This is a genomic window from Duganella sp. Dugasp56, assembly GCF_047304105.1.
Lineage (GTDB): Bacteria > Pseudomonadota > Gammaproteobacteria > Burkholderiales > Burkholderiaceae_D > Rugamonas > Rugamonas hordei.
On sequence record NZ_JBGLYQ010000015.1, the window covers coordinates 73,135 to 93,214 of the forward strand.

At 64.5% G+C, this 20,080-nt stretch carries 19 protein-coding genes; 9 read left to right on the top strand and 10 right to left on the bottom strand.

What is annotated here, in order from left to right; genetic code table 11:
• Nucleotides 1–6: 6 nt before the first annotated feature.
• Nucleotides 7–2,160 (bottom strand): FUSC family membrane protein, encoded by a 2,154-nt coding sequence (locus tag ACCD07_RS12620; RefSeq protein WP_413447522.1) that lies wholly within the window; start codon nucleotides 2,158–2,160, stop codon nucleotides 7–9.
• 7 nt (nucleotides 2,161–2,167) lie between these two features.
• On the bottom strand, nucleotides 2,168–3,856 hold the full coding sequence (locus ACCD07_RS12625; protein WP_413447523.1) for a M14 family zinc carboxypeptidase: 1,689 nt from the start codon (nucleotides 3,854–3,856) through the stop codon (nucleotides 2,168–2,170).
• 194 nt (nucleotides 3,857–4,050) lie between these two features.
• On the opposite strand from ACCD07_RS12625, the gene ACCD07_RS12630 reads away from it, so the two are divergent.
• A complete protein-coding gene (locus ACCD07_RS12630) occupies nucleotides 4,051–4,794 on the top strand; it encodes a hypothetical protein (protein WP_413447524.1) in 744 nt (247 codons plus the stop codon).
• Here ACCD07_RS12630 and ACCD07_RS12635 read toward each other — a convergent pair whose 3' ends face one another.
• The 5 genes from ACCD07_RS12635 to purB all read right to left on the bottom strand — a co-directional run bounded on the left by ACCD07_RS12635 (nucleotide 4,795) and on the right by purB (nucleotide 8,679).
• On the bottom strand, nucleotides 4,795–5,361 hold the full coding sequence (locus ACCD07_RS12635) for an NADPH-dependent FMN reductase (protein WP_176655756.1): 567 nt from the start codon (nucleotides 5,359–5,361) through the stop codon (nucleotides 4,795–4,797).
• Between the two features lie 121 nt (nucleotides 5,362–5,482).
• Nucleotides 5,483–6,049 carry a YceI family protein gene (locus ACCD07_RS12640; protein ID WP_176655755.1) on the bottom strand — a complete coding sequence of 189 codons (567 nt, stop codon included), beginning with the start codon at nucleotides 6,047–6,049 and terminating at the stop codon, nucleotides 5,483–5,485.
• A 22-nt stretch (nucleotides 6,050–6,071) separates the two neighbouring features.
• Nucleotides 6,072–6,617 (bottom strand): YceI family protein, encoded by a 546-nt coding sequence (locus ACCD07_RS12645; protein ID WP_176655754.1) that lies wholly within the window; start codon nucleotides 6,615–6,617, stop codon nucleotides 6,072–6,074.
• A 26-nt stretch (nucleotides 6,618–6,643) separates the two neighbouring features.
• Nucleotides 6,644–7,168 carry a cytochrome b gene (locus ACCD07_RS12650; protein WP_413447525.1) on the bottom strand — a complete coding sequence of 175 codons (525 nt, stop codon included), beginning with the start codon at nucleotides 7,166–7,168 and terminating at the stop codon, nucleotides 6,644–6,646.
• Nucleotides 7,169–7,302: 134 nt separating this feature from the next.
• Nucleotides 7,303–8,679: an adenylosuccinate lyase gene (gene purB, locus ACCD07_RS12655; RefSeq protein WP_176655752.1), complete on the bottom strand. Its 1,377-nt coding sequence runs from the start codon at nucleotides 8,677–8,679 to the stop codon at nucleotides 7,303–7,305.
• Between the two features lie 110 nt (nucleotides 8,680–8,789).
• Here purB and ACCD07_RS12660 point away from each other — a divergent pair, with 110 nt between their 5' ends.
• From ACCD07_RS12660 to ACCD07_RS12685, 6 genes are all read left to right on the top strand, one after another.
• On the top strand, nucleotides 8,790–9,398 hold the full coding sequence (locus tag ACCD07_RS12660; protein WP_176655751.1) for a glutathione S-transferase N-terminal domain-containing protein: 609 nt from the start codon (nucleotides 8,790–8,792) through the stop codon (nucleotides 9,396–9,398).
• Nucleotides 9,399–9,401: 3 nt separating this feature from the next.
• Entirely contained in the window at nucleotides 9,402–10,448 is a 1,047-nt protein-coding gene (locus tag ACCD07_RS12665; RefSeq protein ID WP_413447526.1) for a LacI family DNA-binding transcriptional regulator, read from the top strand.
• A 164-nt stretch (nucleotides 10,449–10,612) separates the two neighbouring features.
• Complete coding sequence (locus tag ACCD07_RS12670) at nucleotides 10,613–12,895, top strand: TonB-dependent receptor (protein ID WP_413447527.1); 2,283 nt, start codon at nucleotides 10,613–10,615, stop codon at nucleotides 12,893–12,895.
• Complete coding sequence (locus ACCD07_RS12675; RefSeq protein WP_413447528.1) at nucleotides 12,885–14,744, top strand: alpha-amylase family protein; 1,860 nt, start codon at nucleotides 12,885–12,887, stop codon at nucleotides 14,742–14,744. Before ACCD07_RS12670 ends, ACCD07_RS12675 begins: the two co-directional genes overlap by 11 nt.
• Before the next feature lie 34 nt (nucleotides 14,745–14,778).
• Nucleotides 14,779–15,720 (top strand): PfkB family carbohydrate kinase, encoded by a 942-nt coding sequence (locus ACCD07_RS12680; RefSeq protein WP_353404386.1) that lies wholly within the window; start codon nucleotides 14,779–14,781, stop codon nucleotides 15,718–15,720.
• Nucleotides 15,717–17,042 (top strand): MFS transporter, encoded by a 1,326-nt coding sequence (locus tag ACCD07_RS12685; protein WP_353404384.1) that lies wholly within the window; start codon nucleotides 15,717–15,719, stop codon nucleotides 17,040–17,042. Before ACCD07_RS12680 ends, ACCD07_RS12685 begins: the two co-directional genes overlap by 4 nt.
• 3 nt (nucleotides 17,043–17,045) lie before the next feature.
• Here ACCD07_RS12685 and bfr read toward each other — a convergent pair whose 3' ends face one another.
• Nucleotides 17,046–17,519 carry a bacterioferritin gene (gene bfr / locus ACCD07_RS12690; protein ID WP_176655745.1) on the bottom strand — a complete coding sequence of 158 codons (474 nt, stop codon included), beginning with the start codon at nucleotides 17,517–17,519 and terminating at the stop codon, nucleotides 17,046–17,048.
• A 173-nt stretch (nucleotides 17,520–17,692) separates the two neighbouring features.
• On the opposite strand from bfr, the gene ACCD07_RS12695 reads away from it, so the two are divergent.
• Nucleotides 17,693–18,373, top strand: coding sequence for a Fe2+-dependent dioxygenase (locus tag ACCD07_RS12695; protein ID WP_176655744.1), 681 nt, complete (start codon nucleotides 17,693–17,695; stop codon nucleotides 18,371–18,373).
• A gap of 69 nt (nucleotides 18,374–18,442) precedes the next feature.
• On the top strand, nucleotides 18,443–18,961 hold the full coding sequence (locus ACCD07_RS12700; RefSeq protein ID WP_353404382.1) for a pyridoxamine 5'-phosphate oxidase family protein: 519 nt from the start codon (nucleotides 18,443–18,445) through the stop codon (nucleotides 18,959–18,961).
• 9 nt (nucleotides 18,962–18,970) lie between these two features.
• Here ACCD07_RS12700 and ACCD07_RS12705 read toward each other — a convergent pair whose 3' ends face one another.
• Both ACCD07_RS12705 and ACCD07_RS12710 read right to left on the bottom strand, forming a co-directional pair.
• Nucleotides 18,971–19,633, bottom strand: coding sequence for an energy transducer TonB (locus tag ACCD07_RS12705; protein WP_353404380.1), 663 nt, complete (start codon nucleotides 19,631–19,633; stop codon nucleotides 18,971–18,973).
• 67 nt (nucleotides 19,634–19,700) lie between these two features.
• Nucleotides 19,701–19,913, bottom strand: coding sequence for a bacterioferritin-associated ferredoxin (locus ACCD07_RS12710; RefSeq protein ID WP_353404379.1), 213 nt, complete (start codon nucleotides 19,911–19,913; stop codon nucleotides 19,701–19,703).
• Between the last annotated feature and the right edge of the window lie 167 nt (nucleotides 19,914–20,080).

Below are 20,080 nucleotides of genomic sequence, written 5' to 3' on the forward strand. Positions count from 1 at the left end.
ATCAGCCTAGGCGACGTCGCGTACGATGGCTTCGCTGTGGACGATGATCTTGAGGGCGTCGGCCTGCAGCAGGCGAATGCGGCGCTGGACCAGCGGCCAGCCGGACCACGGCACGCTGGTTTCGTCGATGGACGGTGCGGCGGCTGGTGCTGTCATCGTCATGGCGGCCTTGCCCTGCGGCGCCAGCGCCTGCGTCAGGATGCGCACCACCTGGTCGTGGCTCTCGCTCAGCATGGCGTTGACGGGCGCCGTCGGCAGTTCCTTCGTGTGGCGGCGCAGGATGGCGCGCAGCGCGGCCACATGGGCCACCAGCAGGTAGTTCTGCACGATGAACAGATTGATGTCCTCCACCGCGCGCTGCATGCGGGCCGGCTCGTCGAGCATGCGCACCAGCGCGGAGCTGAGCGAGGCCAGGCTGTCCATCAGCCGCTTGCGCTCGATGCGGTAGGCGAAATCGTCCTTGCCCTTGCCTTGCAGCAGATCGAAGCTGGCCCGCATGTAGCGCAGGTTCACGTCCAACACCTCGCGGATCAGGCCCGGCAGGGTTTGATATTCCCAGCTGGCCAGCACGAAGCTGAACGCCGTCGCCACGGCCGCGCCGATGAAGGTGTCGATCAGGCGCTCCATGATCAGGTCGTGGTTGCCCGGTGCGATCAGGTGCATTTGCAGCAGTATCATGATACTGACGGCGATCGCCGCATAGCGGTAGCGCAGGTAGATGAAGGTCGGCGTGGCCACTGTCGACAAAATCAGGAAGCCGAGTATCACCGCCGGATAGTTGAAGAACTTGATGATCAGCGCGGTGATCACGCAACCGACGATGGTGCCGACGATGCGGTCGCTGCGGCGCTGCTTGGTCATGCTGAAGCTGGGCTTGAGGATGATGACGATGGTCAGCACGATCCAGTAGCTGTGCGCCGCATACGGCAGCCATGCGGCCACCGCCAGGCCGACCGAGATCGCCATCGCCACGCGCAGCGAGAAGCGGAAGATCGGCGAGTCCCAGCGCAGGTGCGACAGGATCATGCGGAACTCGTACTTCTGCTGCGACAGGAACGGGCCCATGTCGGCGTCGACCCAGAATGGCGTGCTGTCGTAGGCCTTCTGGCTGGCCTGGTGCAGCTCGCCGATCATCTTGATGATGGCGCGGATCTTGTTGCGCTGGGCGCGCAGCACGGCCAGCGCCTCCTGCTGCGGCTTGCCCTCGTCGATGCGGCGCTGCAGGGCCGCCAGCTCCGCCTCGACCGCCTCCAGCTCCGGCGCGTAGCTGATCTCGGGATAGGAAGCCTTCTTGCGGGTGACGTCGTAGGCCACCGATTCGATATCGCGCGCAGCCTTGTAAGCCAGGTCGTGCAGCGTTTTCAGCACCGGCGCATCGGCCAGGTGCAGGCGCAGCTGAGTGTAGTCGGTGTGGGTCGACAGGATCAGCTCATACAGGTCCAGCATGCAGACGTGGGTCTGCACGACGATGGCGTCCTTGCTGTTCTGGTGGCTGCGCAGTATCAGGTCGCGCGACGCCTGCTGGCGGTCGGCCAGCAGGCTTTGATGGCGCACCAGCTTGTTGAATTGTTCGGTGAGGTTGTAGCGGTTGTCGTAGAAGTCGGCCTTGATGTCGATGTAGGCGGCCAGCTCGAACAAGGCTTCCGCCAGCACCTGCTGCTTGATGCGGTGGCGCAGTATCCACGAGATGCCCATGGCGTAGGCCAGGTAGGCGACGGCGCCCAGCGTGAACAGGCCGGTGTGGATGAAGGACTCGCGCACCGTCATCTCGTGTTCCATCGACATGGTCATGATGAACAAGGTGGCCAGTTGCAGCGGCATCGACTTCTTGCCGTAGACGACCATCATGCAGGCCAGGAAGCTGATCACCACCAGCATCGTCATCAGCAGCCATGGCAGCGGTGCGCAAAGGCTGATCAGCAGCGTGACGGCGCTGCACAGCAGCACCGAGGCGCTCATCTCGTTGAACTTGTGGCGCAACGGGCTGGGCATGTCCATCAGCGCGGTGCAGAGGGCTCCGATGCAGACCGTCATCGCGGTCGCCATATTGGAGAACTGCAGGGCGATCAGCGTCACGCCGATCAGGCCCGCGGCAAAGCGCAGGCCCAGATAGAAGTAATGACTGTAGAAGAAGGTGCGCGGGTTGAGGGCGTAGTGCATGGCGGTTTTAGAAAACCGACAGCACCGGGTAGCGGCGCCATTCCGGCTCGGCGTGACGCTTGCCGTGCTCGAAGATGAAGCCGAGGACCTTGTCCTGGTTGGCCAGCAGTTCCGGATGGGCGGCCTTCCACTGTTCGAACCTGGCCTTCAGCTCAGGCTCGGTTTCCAGCATCTCCAGCGCCAGGTCTTCGAACACGTAGTCGGAGAACGCTTCTTTTTTCTCCAGCACGCTGTTGAAGAAGCCCCAGCGGAAGAACGAGTCGTGGCCCTGCGGCTCCAGCGTTTCGACGACGTAGCGGGCGCGCACCTGCTTGAGCGGAATGAAGTAGTCGCCCGGCTGCACGGTGAAGCTGCCGGTGCGCGCTTCCAGTTCCACCGCGTCGTGGTACATATGGCCTTCGTAGGCGTTCGGGCGCGAGGTGACGGCGGCGATATGGTAGTACTGCGCCTCGATGACCGAGGCCTCGTCGAAGCGGGCCATCTCGACGCCGTTCCATTGCAGGCGCTCGATCACCTCGCGCCAGGCTTGCGGCACCACGTATCCTTTCGGCGCGCGCACGGTGACCGACGGCACGAAGCTGTTGTAGTAGGGGATGTCTTTTTCCCACGGCTTGCTGCGGTCGTAGGACAGGCGCATGTAGTCGCCCAGCAGGCTGGGGCTGCGCTTGGCTTCGTAGCCCTTGAAGCGGAAGGTCGATGGATTCGATTCGTCCAGCTTCCAGTTGACGGTCCATTCCTTTGCGCCGGCGGCCTGCTCGCGCGCCTCGGCGCGCAGCTTCTGTATCTGCTCGCCGTGGGTGACGGTGAAGGCCATCGTCACGTCCAGCAGCGCGCGCATCGAATCGTAGCGGTCCTTGAAGGGCTTGAGCATATGCGTCTCGGGCATGAAGCCGATCACGTGGTGCAGCGCCGTGAAGCCGGTCGAGAAGCGCGGCACTTCCAGGAATTCGGCGATGCCGTCGTCCGGGCTGTCCTTGATCGGGTTGACGTAGGGGCAGGTCGGCCAGCCTTTCGCTTCCATCTGCGCGTAGATGTGCGGCAGCATGGTCTCGCGCAGGAAGGGGCCGAGGCCGTAGCCCAGCTTGTCCGCCTGCGTGTGGATCAAGGTCATCGTGTACGGGTAGTCGGCGCCGTTGGAGGTGTGGGTGTCGACCATGACGTCCGGATCCCAGCTGGCGATCAGCTGGTTGAACAGCTGCGCGTTGAGCGTGTCGCACTTGATGAAGTCGCGGTTCAGGTCGAGGTGGCGGCTGTTGCCGCGGAAGCCGAACTGCTCGGGACCGTCCTGGTTCACGCGCGAGGTGTTGGCGCGGTTCAGCGCGCCGTCGACGTTGTACAGCGGGACGAACAGCAGCACCGTCTTGCCCAGCGCGGCCAGGCGGGCCGGCTCGAAGCACAGGTCGCGCACGATGGCCATGCAGGCGTCCACGCCTTCCGGCTCGCCGGGATGGATGCCGTTGTTGTTGAAGAAGACGGGGCGGCCTTCGGCCTTGATCTGCGCGCGGTCGAACACGCCGTCCGCGCTGACCACGCCCGCATGCACGGCGATGCCGCCGTCGGATACGCCGATCTGCTCAAACCGCAGCACTTGCGGGAAGCGCTGCGCCAGCTCCTGGTAGAACGCGATGCATTCAGTCCATAAGGTGGTTTGATTTTGATTGCCCTTTTCGTAAGGCGTCGGCATTTCTGGGTGCATGGCTGTCTGGATCTCAGAGGAAGTTGGCGGAAGAAGCGCGCTGGATAAGCACGTCGTCGAGGGGCGAATTGTATCATTCGTGCCCGATTTTTGAGCGCCGGCAGGCAAGCCGGCTGCCGCGATTGCGTTGCTTCAAGAAAAGCTGGCGGTGGCGGTGTTCTACTGGCTGGTGAGCCGTCAGCCGGGAGGAAGCAATGCGGAACAGGTATGGATTGCGGGCATTGATCGTGGTGCTGTTGCTGGCGCTGGGCTGCAGCATGGGCGTGGCGCAGATCGGGCCCCGTTATGTGATCGAGCTGGACGCGGCCGCCCGGGTGCCGCAGACGTCCGCCGGGCGTGTGCAACTGGCCGGCAAGGGGCTGGCGCTGATCCGCTTCCAGGGGCTGGATATTCTCACGGTGGGCGCCGACGCGGACGCTTACAGCGCCGAGGCGGTGCGCAACTGGCCGCAAGCCGACCTGCTGCTGGTGACGCCGGCCAGCGCCGGCCGCTACGGCGGGCTGGCGCCGCTGGATGCGCTGGGCGGCTTGCCGGTGATCATGGTCGAGCCGTCAACCAACGCTGAGCTGGGCGCTGCCGTGGCGGCGGATGCGCCGCGGTTTTATCCGATGCAAACCTGGGATACGCTGCATCTGCGCAAGGGCAAGACGCGGCTGCGGGTGACGGCGTTGCCGGGACAGCCGGGCACGTCCCACGTCGCCGGATTCATGCTGGAGGTGGGCAATAGCTGGGCGTCGTACCGGCTCTATGTCAGCTGCGAGCGCGTGGGCGAGGACGAGGCGGGACTGCTGGCGCAGCACCTGCCGGGCGCCGACCTGGCGCTGCTGCCGGCCGGGAATACGCCCTTGCTGCTGGCGCTGCGGCGCGAGTCGGCACCGCCAGGCAAGCCGGCCACGCTGACTGCGGCCGGGTTTGCCTTCAGGGCGATCAGGCGCTGATCACTTCCTGGCGTTGGTCTCTACCCACGCGGCAAAGGTGGCGGCGAACTTCTGCAGGAACTGTTTGGTGCTGTCGTTGTTCAGCTTGCCGTCCGGGCCCAGCAGGCCGGCGGCGCCGCCGATATAGGCTTCCGGCTGCTGCAGCAGCGGCATGTCGAGGAACACCATCGACTGGCGCAGGTGGTGGTTGGCGCCGAAGCCGCCGACCGCGCCCGGCGACACGCTGATGATGGCGGCCGGCTTGCCGCTCCAGACGCTGCTGCCGTAAGGGCGCGAGCCTACGTCGATGGCGTTCTTCAGCGGCGCCGGCACCGAGCGGTTGTATTCGGGCGTGAAGAACAGCACGCCGTCGACGTCCTTGATGCGCTGGCGGAAATGCGTCCACGCCTGCGGCGCGGTGGCGCCGTTCTCTTCCAGGTCCTGGTTGTACAGCGGCAGTTCGCCGATCTCCACGATCTCGAACGCCAGCGATGGCGGCGCCAGCGCGATGACCTCGTGGGCGAATTTGCGGTTCAGCGAATCCTTGCGCAGGCTGCCGATCACTACGGCGATTTTTTTCGCGGCCATGACATCTCCTCAGGTTGGTGGAATGGAACGTTAATGTAACCCATTTGCAAAAAAAACCACGCCGCGTTGCCGGGGCGTGGTCGGGTCTTGCAGGCGATGAACGCTACGCCGGCTCAGGCGTTCAGTCGGCCTTGATGGCTTCAATCTGGATCGCCAGCTTGACTTCGGGAGCGAAGGCCGGGGTGCCGTAGTTCAGGCCGAAATCGGTGCGCTTGAACTCGGCCAGCGCGTTGGCGCCGCACACTTCACGCTTGTAGCGCGGGTGCATGATGCAGTTGAACTTGTCCACCTTCAGCGATACCGGCTTGGTCACGCCCAGCATCGTCAGCTCGCCGTCCACGCCGACCAGCTTGTCGCCGTCGAACTTGAACGACTTGCTCTTGTAGGTGATGGTCGGGAATTTCTCGACGTTGAACATGTCGGCCGTCTTGGCGTGGGTGTTCATCTTGTCCATGCCGAAGTCGACCGAGTCGGCGGCGATGGTCACGTCCAGCGCGCCGGTCTTGGCGGCGCGGTCCATGGTCACGGTGCCGCTGGTCTTGCCGAACTTGCCGCGCCATACCGACAGGCCCATGTGGTCGGCCTCGAAGCTCGGGTAGGTGTGCGTCGGGTCGATGTTGTAGGTGGCGGCGATGGCCGACGAGGCCGAGGCGGCCAGCAGCGTGGCGATCAGGATCTGTAATTTCATGTAGCGCTCTCCGTGTGAAAAATTATTGGCCGGCGACGACGTGGAACTTGATCGTCACTTCGTCGGCAACCATGCCGGTGTCTTTCCATTCGCCTTCGCCGATGTTGTAGGCCAGGCGTTTGATCGGCAGCGCGCCGTCGAATACCTGCTTGCCGCCGTCGGCCTTGACCGTCAGCGGGAAGGTGATGTCGGCGCTCTTGCCCTTGATGGTCAGCTTGCCGGTCACGGTCAGCTTGCCGGCGCCGGCGCTCTTGATCGCGCTCGAGACGAAGGTGGCTTTCGGGAACTGGGCCGAGTTGAACCATTCCTTCTTCGCGACTTCCTTGTTCATGTCGGCGTCGCCGACGTCCAGGCTGGCGGTCTCGACTTCAACAGTGGCCTTGGAGGCGTCCGGCTTGGCCGCATCGTAGTCGATGGCGACGGTGTATTTCTTGAACTTCGATTCCACCGGCACGTTCATCTGCTTGAACACGGCCGAAACGGTCGACTTGGCGGGATCGGTTTTCAGCGCCGCGGCGCTGGCGGCCAGGGCAACGCCCATCAGGGATACGAGTACGAGTTTTTTCATTGTTGGACTCCAATAGTAGGCGAAGTTTATGGCAGCATGCGCTTGAGCGTGATGTCGCGGTCGATAAAATGGTGCTTCAGTGCGGCCAGGGCGTGGGCGACCACCGCCGCTGCCATCGTCATGGTCAAAACATAATGAACGGTCTTTAAGATGGGCTTAAGCTCGGCGTTCGGCGCGATGAGGGCCGGCAGCTGGAACAGGCCCAGGTAGACCACCGGCACGCCGGCCGCATAGGTGTACAGGTAGCCGGACATCGGCACCGCGAAGATGAAGAAGTACAGCAGGTAGTGCATGCCTTCGGCCGCCTTGTGCTGCCAGGCGGGAATGCTGGCCAGCGGCGGCGGCGGGATATTGGCCTTGCGCCACAACAGGCGCACGGCGGCCACGCCCAGCACCGTCACGCCCAGCCACTTGTGCCAGGAGTAATACTTCAGCTTGGTCGGCGTGATGCCGGGGATGTCGACCATGGTCAGGCCGAGGAAGAAGGCGGCGATGATCAGCAGGGCGGTCAGCCAGTGCAGCAACATTGCCGTTTTGGTATAGCGTTGCATAAGCGTTGCTCCAGAAAATAGTACGTGTTAGGACTAATATACCAAAGAAATGCATTGCGTGCTGGACGGGCGAAAAAAAGCCCCCGGGGGACTTGCGTCGCGGAGGCTAGTGTAAAGCAGATTGCTTTGCTACATCAGATGGCTTTAGCCAGAGACGCGGCGATGCCGATGTAGTTGGCCGGGGTCATGGCCAGCAGCAGGTCCTTGGCGTCCTGCGGGATGGCCAGGCCGGTGATGAAGTCGCGCAGCGCGTCTTTCGAGATGCCCTTGCCGCGGGTCAGCTCCTTCAGCTGCTCGTACGGGTTCTCGATGCCGTAGCGGCGCATCACGGTCTGCACCGGCTCGGCCAGCACTTCCCAGTTGGCGTCGAGGTCGGCGGCCAGGCGGGCGTGGTTCACTTCCAGCTTGTTCAGGCCGCGCAGGCAGCTGTCGTAGGCCAGCAAGGTGTAGCCCAGGCCGACGCCGATGTTGCGCAGCACGGTCGAATCGGTCAGGTCGCGCTGCATGCGCGAGACCGGCAGTTTTTCGGACAGGTGCTTGAGCACGGCGTTGGCCAGGCCCAGGTTGCCTTCCGAGTTTTCGAAGTCGATCGGGTTGACCTTGTGCGGCATGGTCGACGAACCGATTTCGCCGGCCTTGGTCTTCTGCTTGAAGTAACCCAGCGAGACGTAGCTCCAGATGTCGCGGTTCAGGTCCAGCAGGATGGTGTTGACGCGGGCGAAGGCGTCGAACAGCTCGGCCATGTAGTCGTGCGGTTCGATCTGGATGGTGTACGGGTTGAACACCAGGCCCAGGCGCTGCTCGATGACGTCCTTGGAGAACGACGCCCAGTCGAACGACGGGTAGGCCGACAGGTGGGCGTTGTAGTTGCCCACGGCGCCGTTCATCTTGCCGAGGATCTCGACCTGCTCGATGCGCTGGATGGCGCGCTGCAGGCGGGCCACGACGTTGGCCATTTCCTTGCCCAGGGTGGTCGGGCTGGCGGTCTGGCCGTGGGTGCGCGACAGCATCGGCACGTCGGCGTTGTCGATGGCGATTTCCTTCAGGCGGGCGATGACCTTGGTCAGCGACGGCAGCATGACGCTGTCGCGGGCCGCCTTCAGCATCATGCCGTGCGAGGTGTTGTTGATGTCTTCCGAGGTGCAGGCGAAGTGGATGAACTCCGACGCGGCCACCAGTTCCGGCACATCCTTGACCTGCTCCTTGAGCCAGTATTCCACGGCCTTGACGTCGTGGTTGGTGACGGCTTCGATTTCCTTGATGCGGGCGGCGTCCTGTTCGGTGAACTCGTTGGCGATCTTGTCCAGCAGCGCGGTGCCGGCGGCCGAGAACGGCTTGATTTCAGCGAAGCCGGCCTGCGACAGCGCCTGCAGCCAGGAGATTTCCACTTTGACGCGGTGGTGCATGAAGCCCGATTCGGACAGGATGGGACGCAGCAGATCGGTTTTACCGGCGTAGCGGCCGTCCAGCGGCGACAGCGCCGACAGCGTGGAGTAAGGAGTAGTGGTCATGATGGGGGAGGAAAGGCAGGGTTAAAATTGCGCAAAGCGTGATTTTACCATTGGCCGGCCCCCACCCCGCCGATGTTATACTGTTGTCTGATCTTCCACTCTAAGCCTCTATGAAACTAATCGGTTCCCTCGCCAGTCCCTATGTACGCAAAGTTCGTGTCGTTTTGGCGGAAAAAAAGCTCGACTACGAGTTTGAATTGGAAGATGTGTGGGCCGCGGATACCACCATCGACAAGCTGAACCCGCTGGGCAAGGTGCCCAGCCTGATCATGGAAGACGGCAACGTCATGATCGACTCGCGCGTGATGGTCGAGTACCTCGATACGCTGACCCCCGTGTGCAAGTTGCTGCCGCCCAACGGCCGCGACCGCGCCGACATCAAGTGCTGGGAAGCGCTGGCCGACGGCATGCTGGACGCCGCCGTCAGCGTGCGCCTGGAGCGCATCAAGCGCCCGGTGGAGCAGCAAAGCGAGGAATGGATGGCGCGCCAGATGCGCAAGGTGCACCTGGGCCTGGCGTCGCTGTCGGAAAAGCTGGGCGAACAGCCTTATTGCGCCGGCAACCACTACACGCTGGCCGACGTGGCGGTCGGCTGCACGCTGGGCTGGCTGTCGTTCCGCTTCCCCGAAATCAGCTGGCGTGACGACTACGCCAATTTGGCGCGGCTGTACGACAAACTGTCCGAGCGCCAGTCGTTCAAAGACACCGTGCCGCAGTAAGCCATGCCCAAGACCACGCCGCCCGACGCGGACGGCTCCGCCCAGCAGCGGCGCCTGCAAATGGCCGACATCGCGCGGCTGGCCGGCGTGTCGACGTCGACGGTGTCGCGCGCGTTGGCGGGCAGCAAGCTGGTCAGCGAAGAGACGCGGGTGCGCATCATGGAGCTGGCGCGCTCGCTCAAGTACACCATCAACATCGGCGCGCAAAACCTGCGCATGAAGCAGAACCGCACCGTCGGCGTGGTCATTCCCTACGACTCGGCCACGCGCCAGCACCTGTCCGATCCCTTCTTCCTGTCGATGCTCGGCAGCCTGGCCGACGCGCTGACCGAGCTGGGCTTCGACATGCTGGTGTCGCGCGTCGATGCCGAGGAGCTGGACGCGGCCGCCGCGCCGTTCGACACGGGCCGGGTCATCGGCATCGTGCTGATCGGCCAGTGGCGCCACCATGAACAGCTGAACCAGCTGGCCGCGCGCCACGTGCCCATCGTGGTGTGGGGCGCGCAGCTGCCGCAGCAGCTGTACTGCACCGTCGGCGGCGACAACCTGACCGGTGGCGAACTGGCGGCCGCGCACCTGATCGCGCAGGGCCGCCGGCACATCGCCTTTTTCGGCGACATCAACCTGCCCGAAGTGGGCCAGCGCTACGCGGGCCAGTGCCGCGCGCTGGAACGGGCCGGCATCGCGGTCGATCCAGCGCTGCAGGTGTCGGTGTCCTTCCTGCCGGAGGGCGGCAAGCAGGCGGTGCAGGAGTTGCTGCGCCGCGGCGTGCCGTTCGACGCGGTCTTCGCCGGCAGCGACCTGATGGCCATGACGTCGATCAACACGCTGCGCCAGCACGGGCTGGACGTGCCGGGCCAGGTCGCCGTGGTCGGCTATGACGATATCGAGCTGGCCAGCTATTTCCATCCGCCGCTGACGACCGTGCGGCAGCCGATCCGCGAGGCCGGCCGGGCGCTGGTGGCCCAGCTGCTGGAACTGGTCGACGGCCGCCCGGCGCCTTCGCTGCAACTTCCCACCCAATTGATCGTCCGCGCCAGTTCTGTGTGATTTACGCAACCGATTGCAATGACTTCGCTCTATGGCAGATAGGTGCAATGTAAATATTTTTTTGCGGCGTTATGCAATCGATTGCATTAAATTGAAATCCGATGAATAATGGCGCATCTGCTCAATAAAAGGGCAGGCCAAAACGACAATATCTGGAGACGACAATGGAACAACGCACCTTCAAACTGGGCGGCATCGCTGCCGCTGTTGCAACGGCAGTCCTGCACATGGGCGGCGCCTCGGCCCAGGAGGCCGCACCGGCCACCGACGGCCTCAACATGGAGCGGGTGGTGGTCACCGGCACCACCGCAGGCTCGTCGAAAATGAAAAGCAGCGTGTCGATCAGTACGCTGGAAGGCGATACCATCAAGAACGGCGCGCCGCTGAGCGCGGCCGAGGTGCTGCGTTCGGTGCCCGGCGTGCGCTCGGAATCGTCGGGCGGCGAGGGCAACGCCAACATCACCGTGCGCGGCGTGCCGATCTCGGCCGGCGGCGCGCGCTACGTGCAGATCCAGGAAGACGGCCTGCCGGTGCTGCAATCGGGCGACTTCAACTTCATCACGCCGGACAGCTACGTCAAGATCGACGGCACGCTGGACCACCTGGAAGTGGTGCGCGGCGGCTCGGCCTCCACGCTGGCGACCAACGCGCCGGGCGGCATCATCAACTTCATCACCAAGACCGGCGAGGAAAAGGGCGGCCATATCGGCATCAGCCACGGCCTGGGCTACGACGAAACGCGTCTCGACTTCGACTACGGCGCGCCGATCTCCGACAAGACGCGCTTCTTCATCGGCGGCAGCTACCGCACCGGCGAGGGCGTGCGCAACACCGGCATGAGCACCGAGAACGGCGGCCAGATCCGCGGCAATATCACGCATGACCTGGACAACGGCTTCATCCGCCTGTCGTTCAAGCACCTGGACGACAAGTCGCCGACCGCGCTGCCGGTGCCGGTGCAGGTGGTGAACCAGCAGATCCAGGAAATCCCGGGCATCGATCCGCGCAAGGTGACCTTCTATTCGCCGTACTGGGTGCGCGATGTCACGCTCGACAAGAGCAACAACAAGGTCTCGACCAACGTCAACGACGGCTTGAAGGTGAAGAGCGACACGGTCGGCCTCGAAGGCTCGTTCGACCTGGGCGAGGGCTGGAACCTGAGCGACAAATTCCGCGTCTCCAGCAACAGCGGCCGCTTCACCGGCGTGTTCGCGGCAAACAACGGCACGGTCGGCAACTACGTGTTCGCGACCGGACCGAACAAGGGCAAGGCCTATGCCGGCCGCGCCTTCTCGGCCGTGGTGTTCAACACCTCGATCGACGACGCCGGCAATACGCTCAACGACACCAAGCTGGCCAAGACCTTCAAGCTGGCCGACGGCAGCAAGCTGACCACCACCGCCGGCCTGTACCTGTCGACGCAGAAGCTGGGCCTGACCTGGAACTTCAACGAATACCTGATGCAGGCCAGCGGCGACAAACCGGCGCTGCTGCAGACGGCGAACGCCACGCCGGGCCTGGTCGGTCCGGCCTTCGGCGGCTGCTGCTCGCGCGCGGTCGACATGGAATACAAGCTGACGTCGCCGTACCTGAACCTGGGCTATGAAGCCGGTCCGCTGAACCTGGACGCCAGCGTGCGCCAGGACCGCCAGCGCGCCAGCGGCACCGCCAACATCGCCACCGGCGGCCTGCGCTACGATGCGGCCTCCGAGCAGCAGGTCGACTACAAGATCAATCACAATTCGTATTCGGTGGGTGGCAACTATCGCGTGACCAGCAACCTGGCGGCGTTTGCCCGCGTCAGCGACGGCGTGGCCTTCAATGCCGACCGCATCCTGTTCGGCACGCCGCTCGACGGCAGCGCGCCGATCAACATCAACACCGTCAAGCAGGTCGAGGGCGGCGTCAAGTGGCGCAGCGGTGGCATCAGCACCTTCGTCACGCTGTTCCAGGCCAAGACCGACGAGAGCAACTACGAGGCCACCACCCAGCGCAGCACCTCCAACCAGTACGACGCCAAGGGCGTCGAGCTGGAAGGCGCGTACAACATCGGCGGCTTCCGTGTCACCGGCGGCATGACCTACACCGACGCCAAGATCACCGGCACCGCGCCCGGCGACGTGGCGGTGATCGGCAACACGCCGCGCCGCCAGGCCAAGGTGGTGTACCAGATCGCTCCGACCTACGAATTCGACAAGGTCACCGTCGGCGCCAGCTTGATCGGCACCGGCAAGTCGTGGGGCGACGACGCGCACACCATCGTGCTGCCGGCGTATGAGGTGGTGAACGCCTTCGCCAATTACCGCGTGACGGAGAAGGCCACCCTGTCGCTGAGCGTGAACAACCTGTTTAACAAGATCGGCTACACCGAAGTGGAAGGCGACGGCCATGCCGCGCGCTCGATCTCCGGCCGCGCCGCGAAAGTCAGCCTGTCCTATGCCTTCTAAAGTAATGCCGGGCCGCCTGCTGGCGGCCCTCCCCGACGATCTGCGACCGCAGGCCGCGCAGCGGCTGGCGGCGGCCGAGCCGGTGTTGCGCCGGCTGCTGGCCGGCCTGTATGGCGGCCACGCCGGTTTCGACGCCTGGCTTGGCGATCTGATGGAGTCCCTGGGCGTGTTGTACGCGGCGCGGCCGGCGGAGCTGCGCGCACTGGATGTCCAGCGCGCGGCGCAGCCGGAGTGGTTCCTGAGCCAGCGCATGTTGGGCTACTGCGCCTACGTGCAGAACTTCGGCGGCGATTTGCGCGGCGTGGCGGCGCGCATCCCTTACCTGCAGGAGCTGGGCGTCAGCTATCTGCACCTGCTGCCGTTCCTGCGCCCGCGCGCGGGCGAGAACGACGGCGGCTTCGCCGTCTCCAGCTTCGACGATGTCGATCCGGCGCTGGGCAGCAACGCCGACCTGGATGCGCTGACCGCGCAACTGCGCGCGGCCGGCATCAGCCTGTGCTCGGACTTCATCCTGAACCACGTGGCCGACGATCACGCCTGGGCGCAGGCCGCCAAGGTGGGCGACGCCGGCGCGCGCGCGATGTTCCATGTGTTCGTCGACCGCGATATGCCGGACCGCTACGAGCGCACGCTGGGCCAGGTGTTCCCGCAAGTCGCGCCGGGCAATTTCAGTTTTGTCGGCGCGCTGGACGGTTGGGTGTGGACCACTTTCTATCCCTACCAGTGGGACTTGAACTACGCTAACCCGGCGGTGTTTGCCGAGATGGCCGTCGCGCTGCTGCGCCTGGCCAATCGCGGCATCGAGGTATTCCGCCTCGACTCCACCGCCTTCCTGTGGAAGCGCGAAGGCAGCAACAGCATGAACCAGCCGGAAGCGCACCAGCTGCTGCAGGCCCTGCGCGCGATTGTCGATATCGTCGCCCCGGGCGTGCTGCTGAAGGCCGAGGCCATCGTGCCGACACGCGAGCTGCCGGCCTACCTGGGCAGCGCCGCCGCGCCGGAGTGCCACATCGCCTATCACAGCAGCCTGATGGCGGCCGGCTGGGTGGGGCTGGCGGAGCAGGACACCGGCATGCTGCGCGAGGTGATACGCAACACGCCCGCGCTGCCGGCCGCCGCGACGTGGCTCAGCTACGTGCGCTGCCACGACGACATCGGCTGGAACGTGCTGCGCGCGGAAGCGGCCGCCGACGGCAGCGACAGCGCGGCGCGCCTCGCGCGCGTGGCCCGCTTCTTCAGCGGCGCCGAAGGCAGCTACGCCAGCGGCGCCGCCTTCCAGAGCAGCGATCCGAACGCGGCGCACGGCAGCAACGGCATGGCCGCCTCGCTGACGGGCTTGCAGGGCGCGGCCGACGAGCAAGCACGCGCGCTGGCGCTGCGCCGCATGCTGCTGCTGCACGGCCTGGCCTTGAGCTTCGGCGCGCTGCCGGTGCTGTACATGGGCGACGAGCTGGCGATGGAAAACGACTACAGCTACCTGAATCGCCCGCAGCATGCGATGGACAGCCGCTGGCTGCAGCGGCCATTGTTCGACGAGCAGCGCTGGAAGCATCGCTACGACGCATCCACGGTGCCGGGCGCGATGCACCAGGCGCTGGCCCGGCTGGTGCGCATCCGCCAGCGGCACGAGGAACTGGCGGCCAACGCGCCGCGCGCATTGCTGGACGATGCGCCGGACGGCATGCTGGCGCTGGCGCGCGGCGAACGCTTCCTGACGCTGATGAATTTCTCCGGCCAGCCGCAAAGCTATGCGCTGCAGGGCGATTGGCGGGATTGCGTGGCCAATTGCGCAACGGGCGGCACGCTGGTGCTGGAACCGTATGCGATGTACTGGCTGGAACGCAAATAATATAGAATCGCCCAAGCAGGGCGTGGAGACAAGCATGACCCAACAAACCATCGCCGTATTCGGCGAAGCGCTGGTCGACGATTTCATCACCGAGCAAGTCGTCGGCGGTGCGCCGTTCAACGTCGCGCGCAACCTGGCGGCCTTCGGCGTGGCCACGCTGATGGTCACGCGCATCGGCGCCGACAAGAACGGTGCGCTGGTGCGCAAGGAATTCGAGCGCTTCGGCATGAGCGAGGCGGGCCTGCAGATCGATGCGAAGGAGGCCACCGGCCGCGTCGTGGTCGAGCGCAACGCGGACGGCCACCGCTTCATCATCCTGCCCGACCAGGCCTACGACTACGTGGAAACGGCGCCGGCGCTGGCCGCGTTGGCGCAGGCCGCGCCCGGCGTCATCTACTTCGGCACCATGGCGCAGCGGCACGAGCGTTCGCGCGCAGCGCTGCGGGCCATGCTCGATGCGTCCGGCGCGCAGCGCTATCTGGACCTGAACGTGCGCGAGGGCCAGGTGACGGAGCGCTGCGCCTTCGAGTCGCTGCACCTGGCGGACATCGTCAAGGTCAACGAGGATGAGCTCAAGGATTTGTTCAGCTGGTATACCCACACCAAGCCCGGCACCAAGGCCATCGACGGCGCCGAGATGGTGGAGGCCTGTCAGGCGCTGATGCGCATCTTCTCGCTGCAAGGCCTGATCGTCACGCTGGGCGAGCGCGGCGCGCTGCACTTCGGCGCCGACGGCACGGTCACGTCCAACCAGGATTGCCACGCGCCGGTGCGCATCGTCGATACGGTCGGCGCCGGCGACGCCTTCTCGGCCGTGTTCCTGTACGGGCAATTGCAGGGTTGGCCGCTGGCGCTCACGCTGGCGCGGGCCAACGCCTTTGCCGGCGCCATTTGCGGCATCTCCGGCGCGGTGCCGGCGGATATCGCGTTCTACCTGCCGTGGGCCGCCGCGTGGCGGGCCGGAGCCGTGTCATGAAGCCGCGCCTGTCGTTCTGGCAGATCGTCAACATGAACATCGGCTTCTTCGGCATCCAGTTCAGTTTCGGCCTGCAGCAGAGCAGCATGAGCCCGATCTACAAATACCTGGGCGCGGACGAGGCCAGCCTGCCGTATTTGTGGCTGGCCGGGCCGATGACCGGCCTGCTGGTGCAGCCGCTGATCGGCGCCATGAGCGACCGCACGGTCACGCGCTGGGGGCGGCGCACGCCGTACTTCCTGGTCGGCGCCATCCTCTGCAGCCTGGGCCTGCTGGCGATGCCGTTCAGCCCCACGCTGTGGATGGCAGCCAGCCTGCTGTGGATACTGGACGCGGCCAACAACGTGACGATGGAGCCGTACCGCGCCTTCGTCAGCGACAAGCTCGATGAGCGGCAGCATTCGGTCGGCTTCCTGATGCAGAGCGCTTTCACCGGCCTGGGGCAGACGCTGGCCTACCTGACGCCGTCGCTGCTGGTGTGGCTGGGCATGAACAAGGACGCCGTCAACGGCAGCCATATTCCGCATATCGTCATCGTCGCCTTCCTGATCGGCGCGGTGTTCTCGATCGCCTCCGTGCTGTGGACCTTGAAGACCACGCCCGAACATCCGTTGAGCAGCGCGGAGCTGGCGCAGATCCGCGCGCGTCCGGCCGGCTGGCGCCACACGCTGGGCGATGTCGCCAGCGCGATGCGCGAGATGCCGGCGACCATGAAGCAGCTGGCCTGGGTCAAGCTGTTCCAGTGGTATGCGATGTTCTGCTATTGGCAGTACATCATGCTGTCGCTGTCGACCACCCTGTACGGCACCACCGACCAGGGCTCGCAGGGTTTCCGCGACGCCGGCCTGCTGGCCGGGCAGGTGGGCGCGTTCTACAACTTCGTCGCGTTTATCGGCGCGCTGGCGCTGGTGCCGTTCACGCGCCGCCACGGGCCGAAGGTCACGCACAGCATCTGCCTGGCGCTGGCCGGCATCGGCATGCTGGCGATACCGATGATCCATACGCCGGCGCTGCTGTTCGTGCCGATGGTCGGCATCGGCCTGGCGTGGGCCAGCATCATGGGCAACCCGTATGTCATGCTGGCGGGCTGCATCCCGCCCGAGCGCACCGGCGTCTACATGGGCATCTTTAACATGTTCATCGTGATCCCGATGATCATCCAGATCTTCACGCTGCCGCTGTACTACCGCAGCCTGTTGGGCGGCAATCCAGAGAACGTGATCCGGCTGGCCGGCGGGCTGATGCTGTGCGGCGCGCTGGCCGTGCTGGCGGTGAAAATAAAAAAGCCGCAGGCGAAGCTGCGGCTTGACGAGGCGGCGTAGAGCTTAGTCCTCGTTCATCTGGCTTTGCAGGTAGTTCTGGATGCCGATCTTGCCGACCAGGTCCAGCTGCGTCTCGAGCCAGTCGATGTGCTCTTCAGTGTCTTCCAGTATCGTCAGCAGCAGGTCGCGCGACACGTAGTCGGCGGCCTTCTCGGCGGCCGCGATGCCTTCCTTGACGGTGATCTGCGCGCCTTTTTCCAGCTTCAGGTCGCAGCCGATCATTTCTTCGGTGTTTTCGCCGATCATGATCTTGTGCATGGCTTGCAGGTTGGGCAGGCCGTCCAGCATCAGGATGCGGTCGATCAGTTTGTCGGCGTGCTTCATTTCGCCGATCGATTCCTCGTACTCTTTTTTCGCGATCTTTTCCAGGCCCCAGTGGCGGTACATGCGCGCGTGCAGGAAGTACTGGTTGATGGCGGTGAGTTCGTTGGTCAGCTGAGCATTCAGCAATCGGATTACTTCTGGGTCACCCTTCATGGGAGGCTTTCTAAAATGGTGGTGGAATACTGACATTTTGCCACGAACCACCTTCCGGCACGTAGTCTCGCAGGCAGAAACCGGCCAAACTGTAGCAATATGCCCGGACTGAGATTGTTGGCGCTAATGAAAACAATTAACATTCGCATGCCACTCACCGCCAAGGACGTCCGATGATGCTGCATATCCCCGCCGTGCTGACCAAGCCGCAGGTGCAGGAAATCCGCCAGCGCCTGGCGCAGGCCGACTGGATCGACGGCCGCGCCACCGCCGGCGAACAGAGCGCGCAGGTCAAGCGCAACCGCCAGCTGCCGGACATGTCGCCGCTGGCGCAGGAGCTGGGCGGCTTCATCACGCAGGCGCTGGCCCAGCATCCGATGTTTTTCGCCGCGGTGCTGCCGCTGCGCATCCTGCCGCCGTACTTCAACAGCTATGCCGGCGGCGAGCACTACGGCATGCATGTCGACGGCGCGGTGCGCACCCGCCCCGGCACCGCGAACGCGATGCGGGCCGACGTGTCGTCCACCTTGTTCCTCAGCGAGCCGGAGGAGTACGACGGCGGCGAACTGGTGGTGATGGATGCCTACGGCACGCACGAGGTCAAGCTGGCGGCGGGCGATTTGATCGTCTACCCGGCCAGCAGCGTGCACCGGGTCGAGCCGGTGACGAGGGGCGAGCGCGTCAGCTCGTTCATGTGGACGCAGAGCATGGTGCGCGAGGACGCCAAGCGCGGCATGCTGTTCGAGCTGGACCAGAACATCCAGAAGCTGCGCGCCAGGCACGGCGACTCGGATATCACCGTGGAACTGACCGGCCATTATCACAATCTGCTGCGCATGTGGGCCGATGTGTGAGGAACAGCACGATGTGCTGACGCCGCCGGGGGTAGTATCGGTCCACCATCCCCACCGGAGCGCATCGCCATGGATACAACAGAACATCATCGGGACTTGATCGGCGAGGATGCCGTCAAGAAAATCAAGGACTTCGTCGACAGCACGCCAGGCTGCTTCTTCTGCACCAGCGACGCGCAGGGCGGCCCCGGCGACGCGCGGCCGATGACGGCGCTGCAGGTCGACGAGCAGGGCAACCTGTGGTTCATCAGCGCCAGCGACAGCCTGAAGAACCAGGAGCTGGCGGTCGAGCCGTCGGCCACGCTGTATTTCCAGGGGACGGGCAACGCCGAGTTCATGCACCTGGAAGGCATCGCCACGGTGCTGCGCGATCCGCTCAAGCTGAAGGAGTTGTGGAGCTTTACGATGAAGACGTGGTTTACCGGCGGCGAAGACGATCCGCGCATCACGCTGATCAAGTTCGCGCCGACCTACGGCTATTATTGGGATACCCGCCATGGCAGGGCGGTGGCCAGCGTCAAGATGCTGATCGGCGCCGTCATCGGCAAGACGCTCGACGACTCGGTCGAGGGGCGCCTGGACGTTTGAGAGCCGGGCTTAGCCCAGCTGGAAGTTGATCGGCACCAGCGCGTACACGGGCACCGGCTTGCCGTCCTCATAGCACGGCTTGTACAGCGCGCGCAGCACGGCCTGGCGGCCGGCCTCGTCGAGGTTGGCCGAGCCGGACGATTTCTGGATATCCACTTGCACCGCCTGGCCTTTTTCGCCGATCAGCACGCGCAGCATCACGGTGCCGCTCTCGCCCATGCGGCGCGAGATGCTTGGATACACCGGCTGCGGCGCCCGCACATATTCCACACCTGACACGGTTTTCGGCGCGGCCGGTGCGGCCGCATGGGCCGGCGCGGGCGTTGCCGCCGGCGCGGCTACGGCGACCGGCTCGCTGTTGCGCGGCTGCACCGGCGCGGCGGTGATGGCCGGTTCCGTCTGCACGATGTTCAGCTGGGGCAGCGGCGGCACGTAAGCAGGCGCCTTGTGCACCACCGGCACTGTCTTGGGCGGCGGCGCGGGCGCTTTCAGCGGTTCCGGCGAGGCGACAAAGGTGATGTTGACCACCTGCGGCATCATCGCGTGCGCCGCCTTGTGCAGCATGCCCGACTGGAACAGGTAAAACATGAACGCATGGCCGAGGACGATGGCGGCCAGCGGCGCGAACTTGCGGCCGCGCGTTTGCCATTGCCGCTGCAATTGCGCGGGCAAGCCGACAGCATCTCCGGAGGGCGCTGGCGCCGTCCGGCCATAAACCATGGTGTTCATATAGACAGTCTTAGTTGGTGAAGACGGGACGCTTCAATTGTGTTTCCTGAAGCCCGGCGCCGGCCAGGTGCTCGTTCAGGATTTCCTCGGCGCAGGAGAAGCATTGGCCGCAGCAGGTCGCCACGCCCAGGTCGCGGCACAGTTCTTCCATGCTGGTGATGCCCAGCTCCATGGCTTGACGGATTTCACGATCAGATATGTTGTTGCAGACACATACAATCATTGCTACACCTTCTGGCTAAGCTACATGAGAACAAATAACAGAGCGACATGATTGCTTCTTAGCTACTTAATGCGAATCATTATCATTAAGCGTATACTGCCTCAACTTGAATCCAGATGCAAGCGCAAATAGAAGTAATTCGCATTACCGTTTATAATGCTAGTATC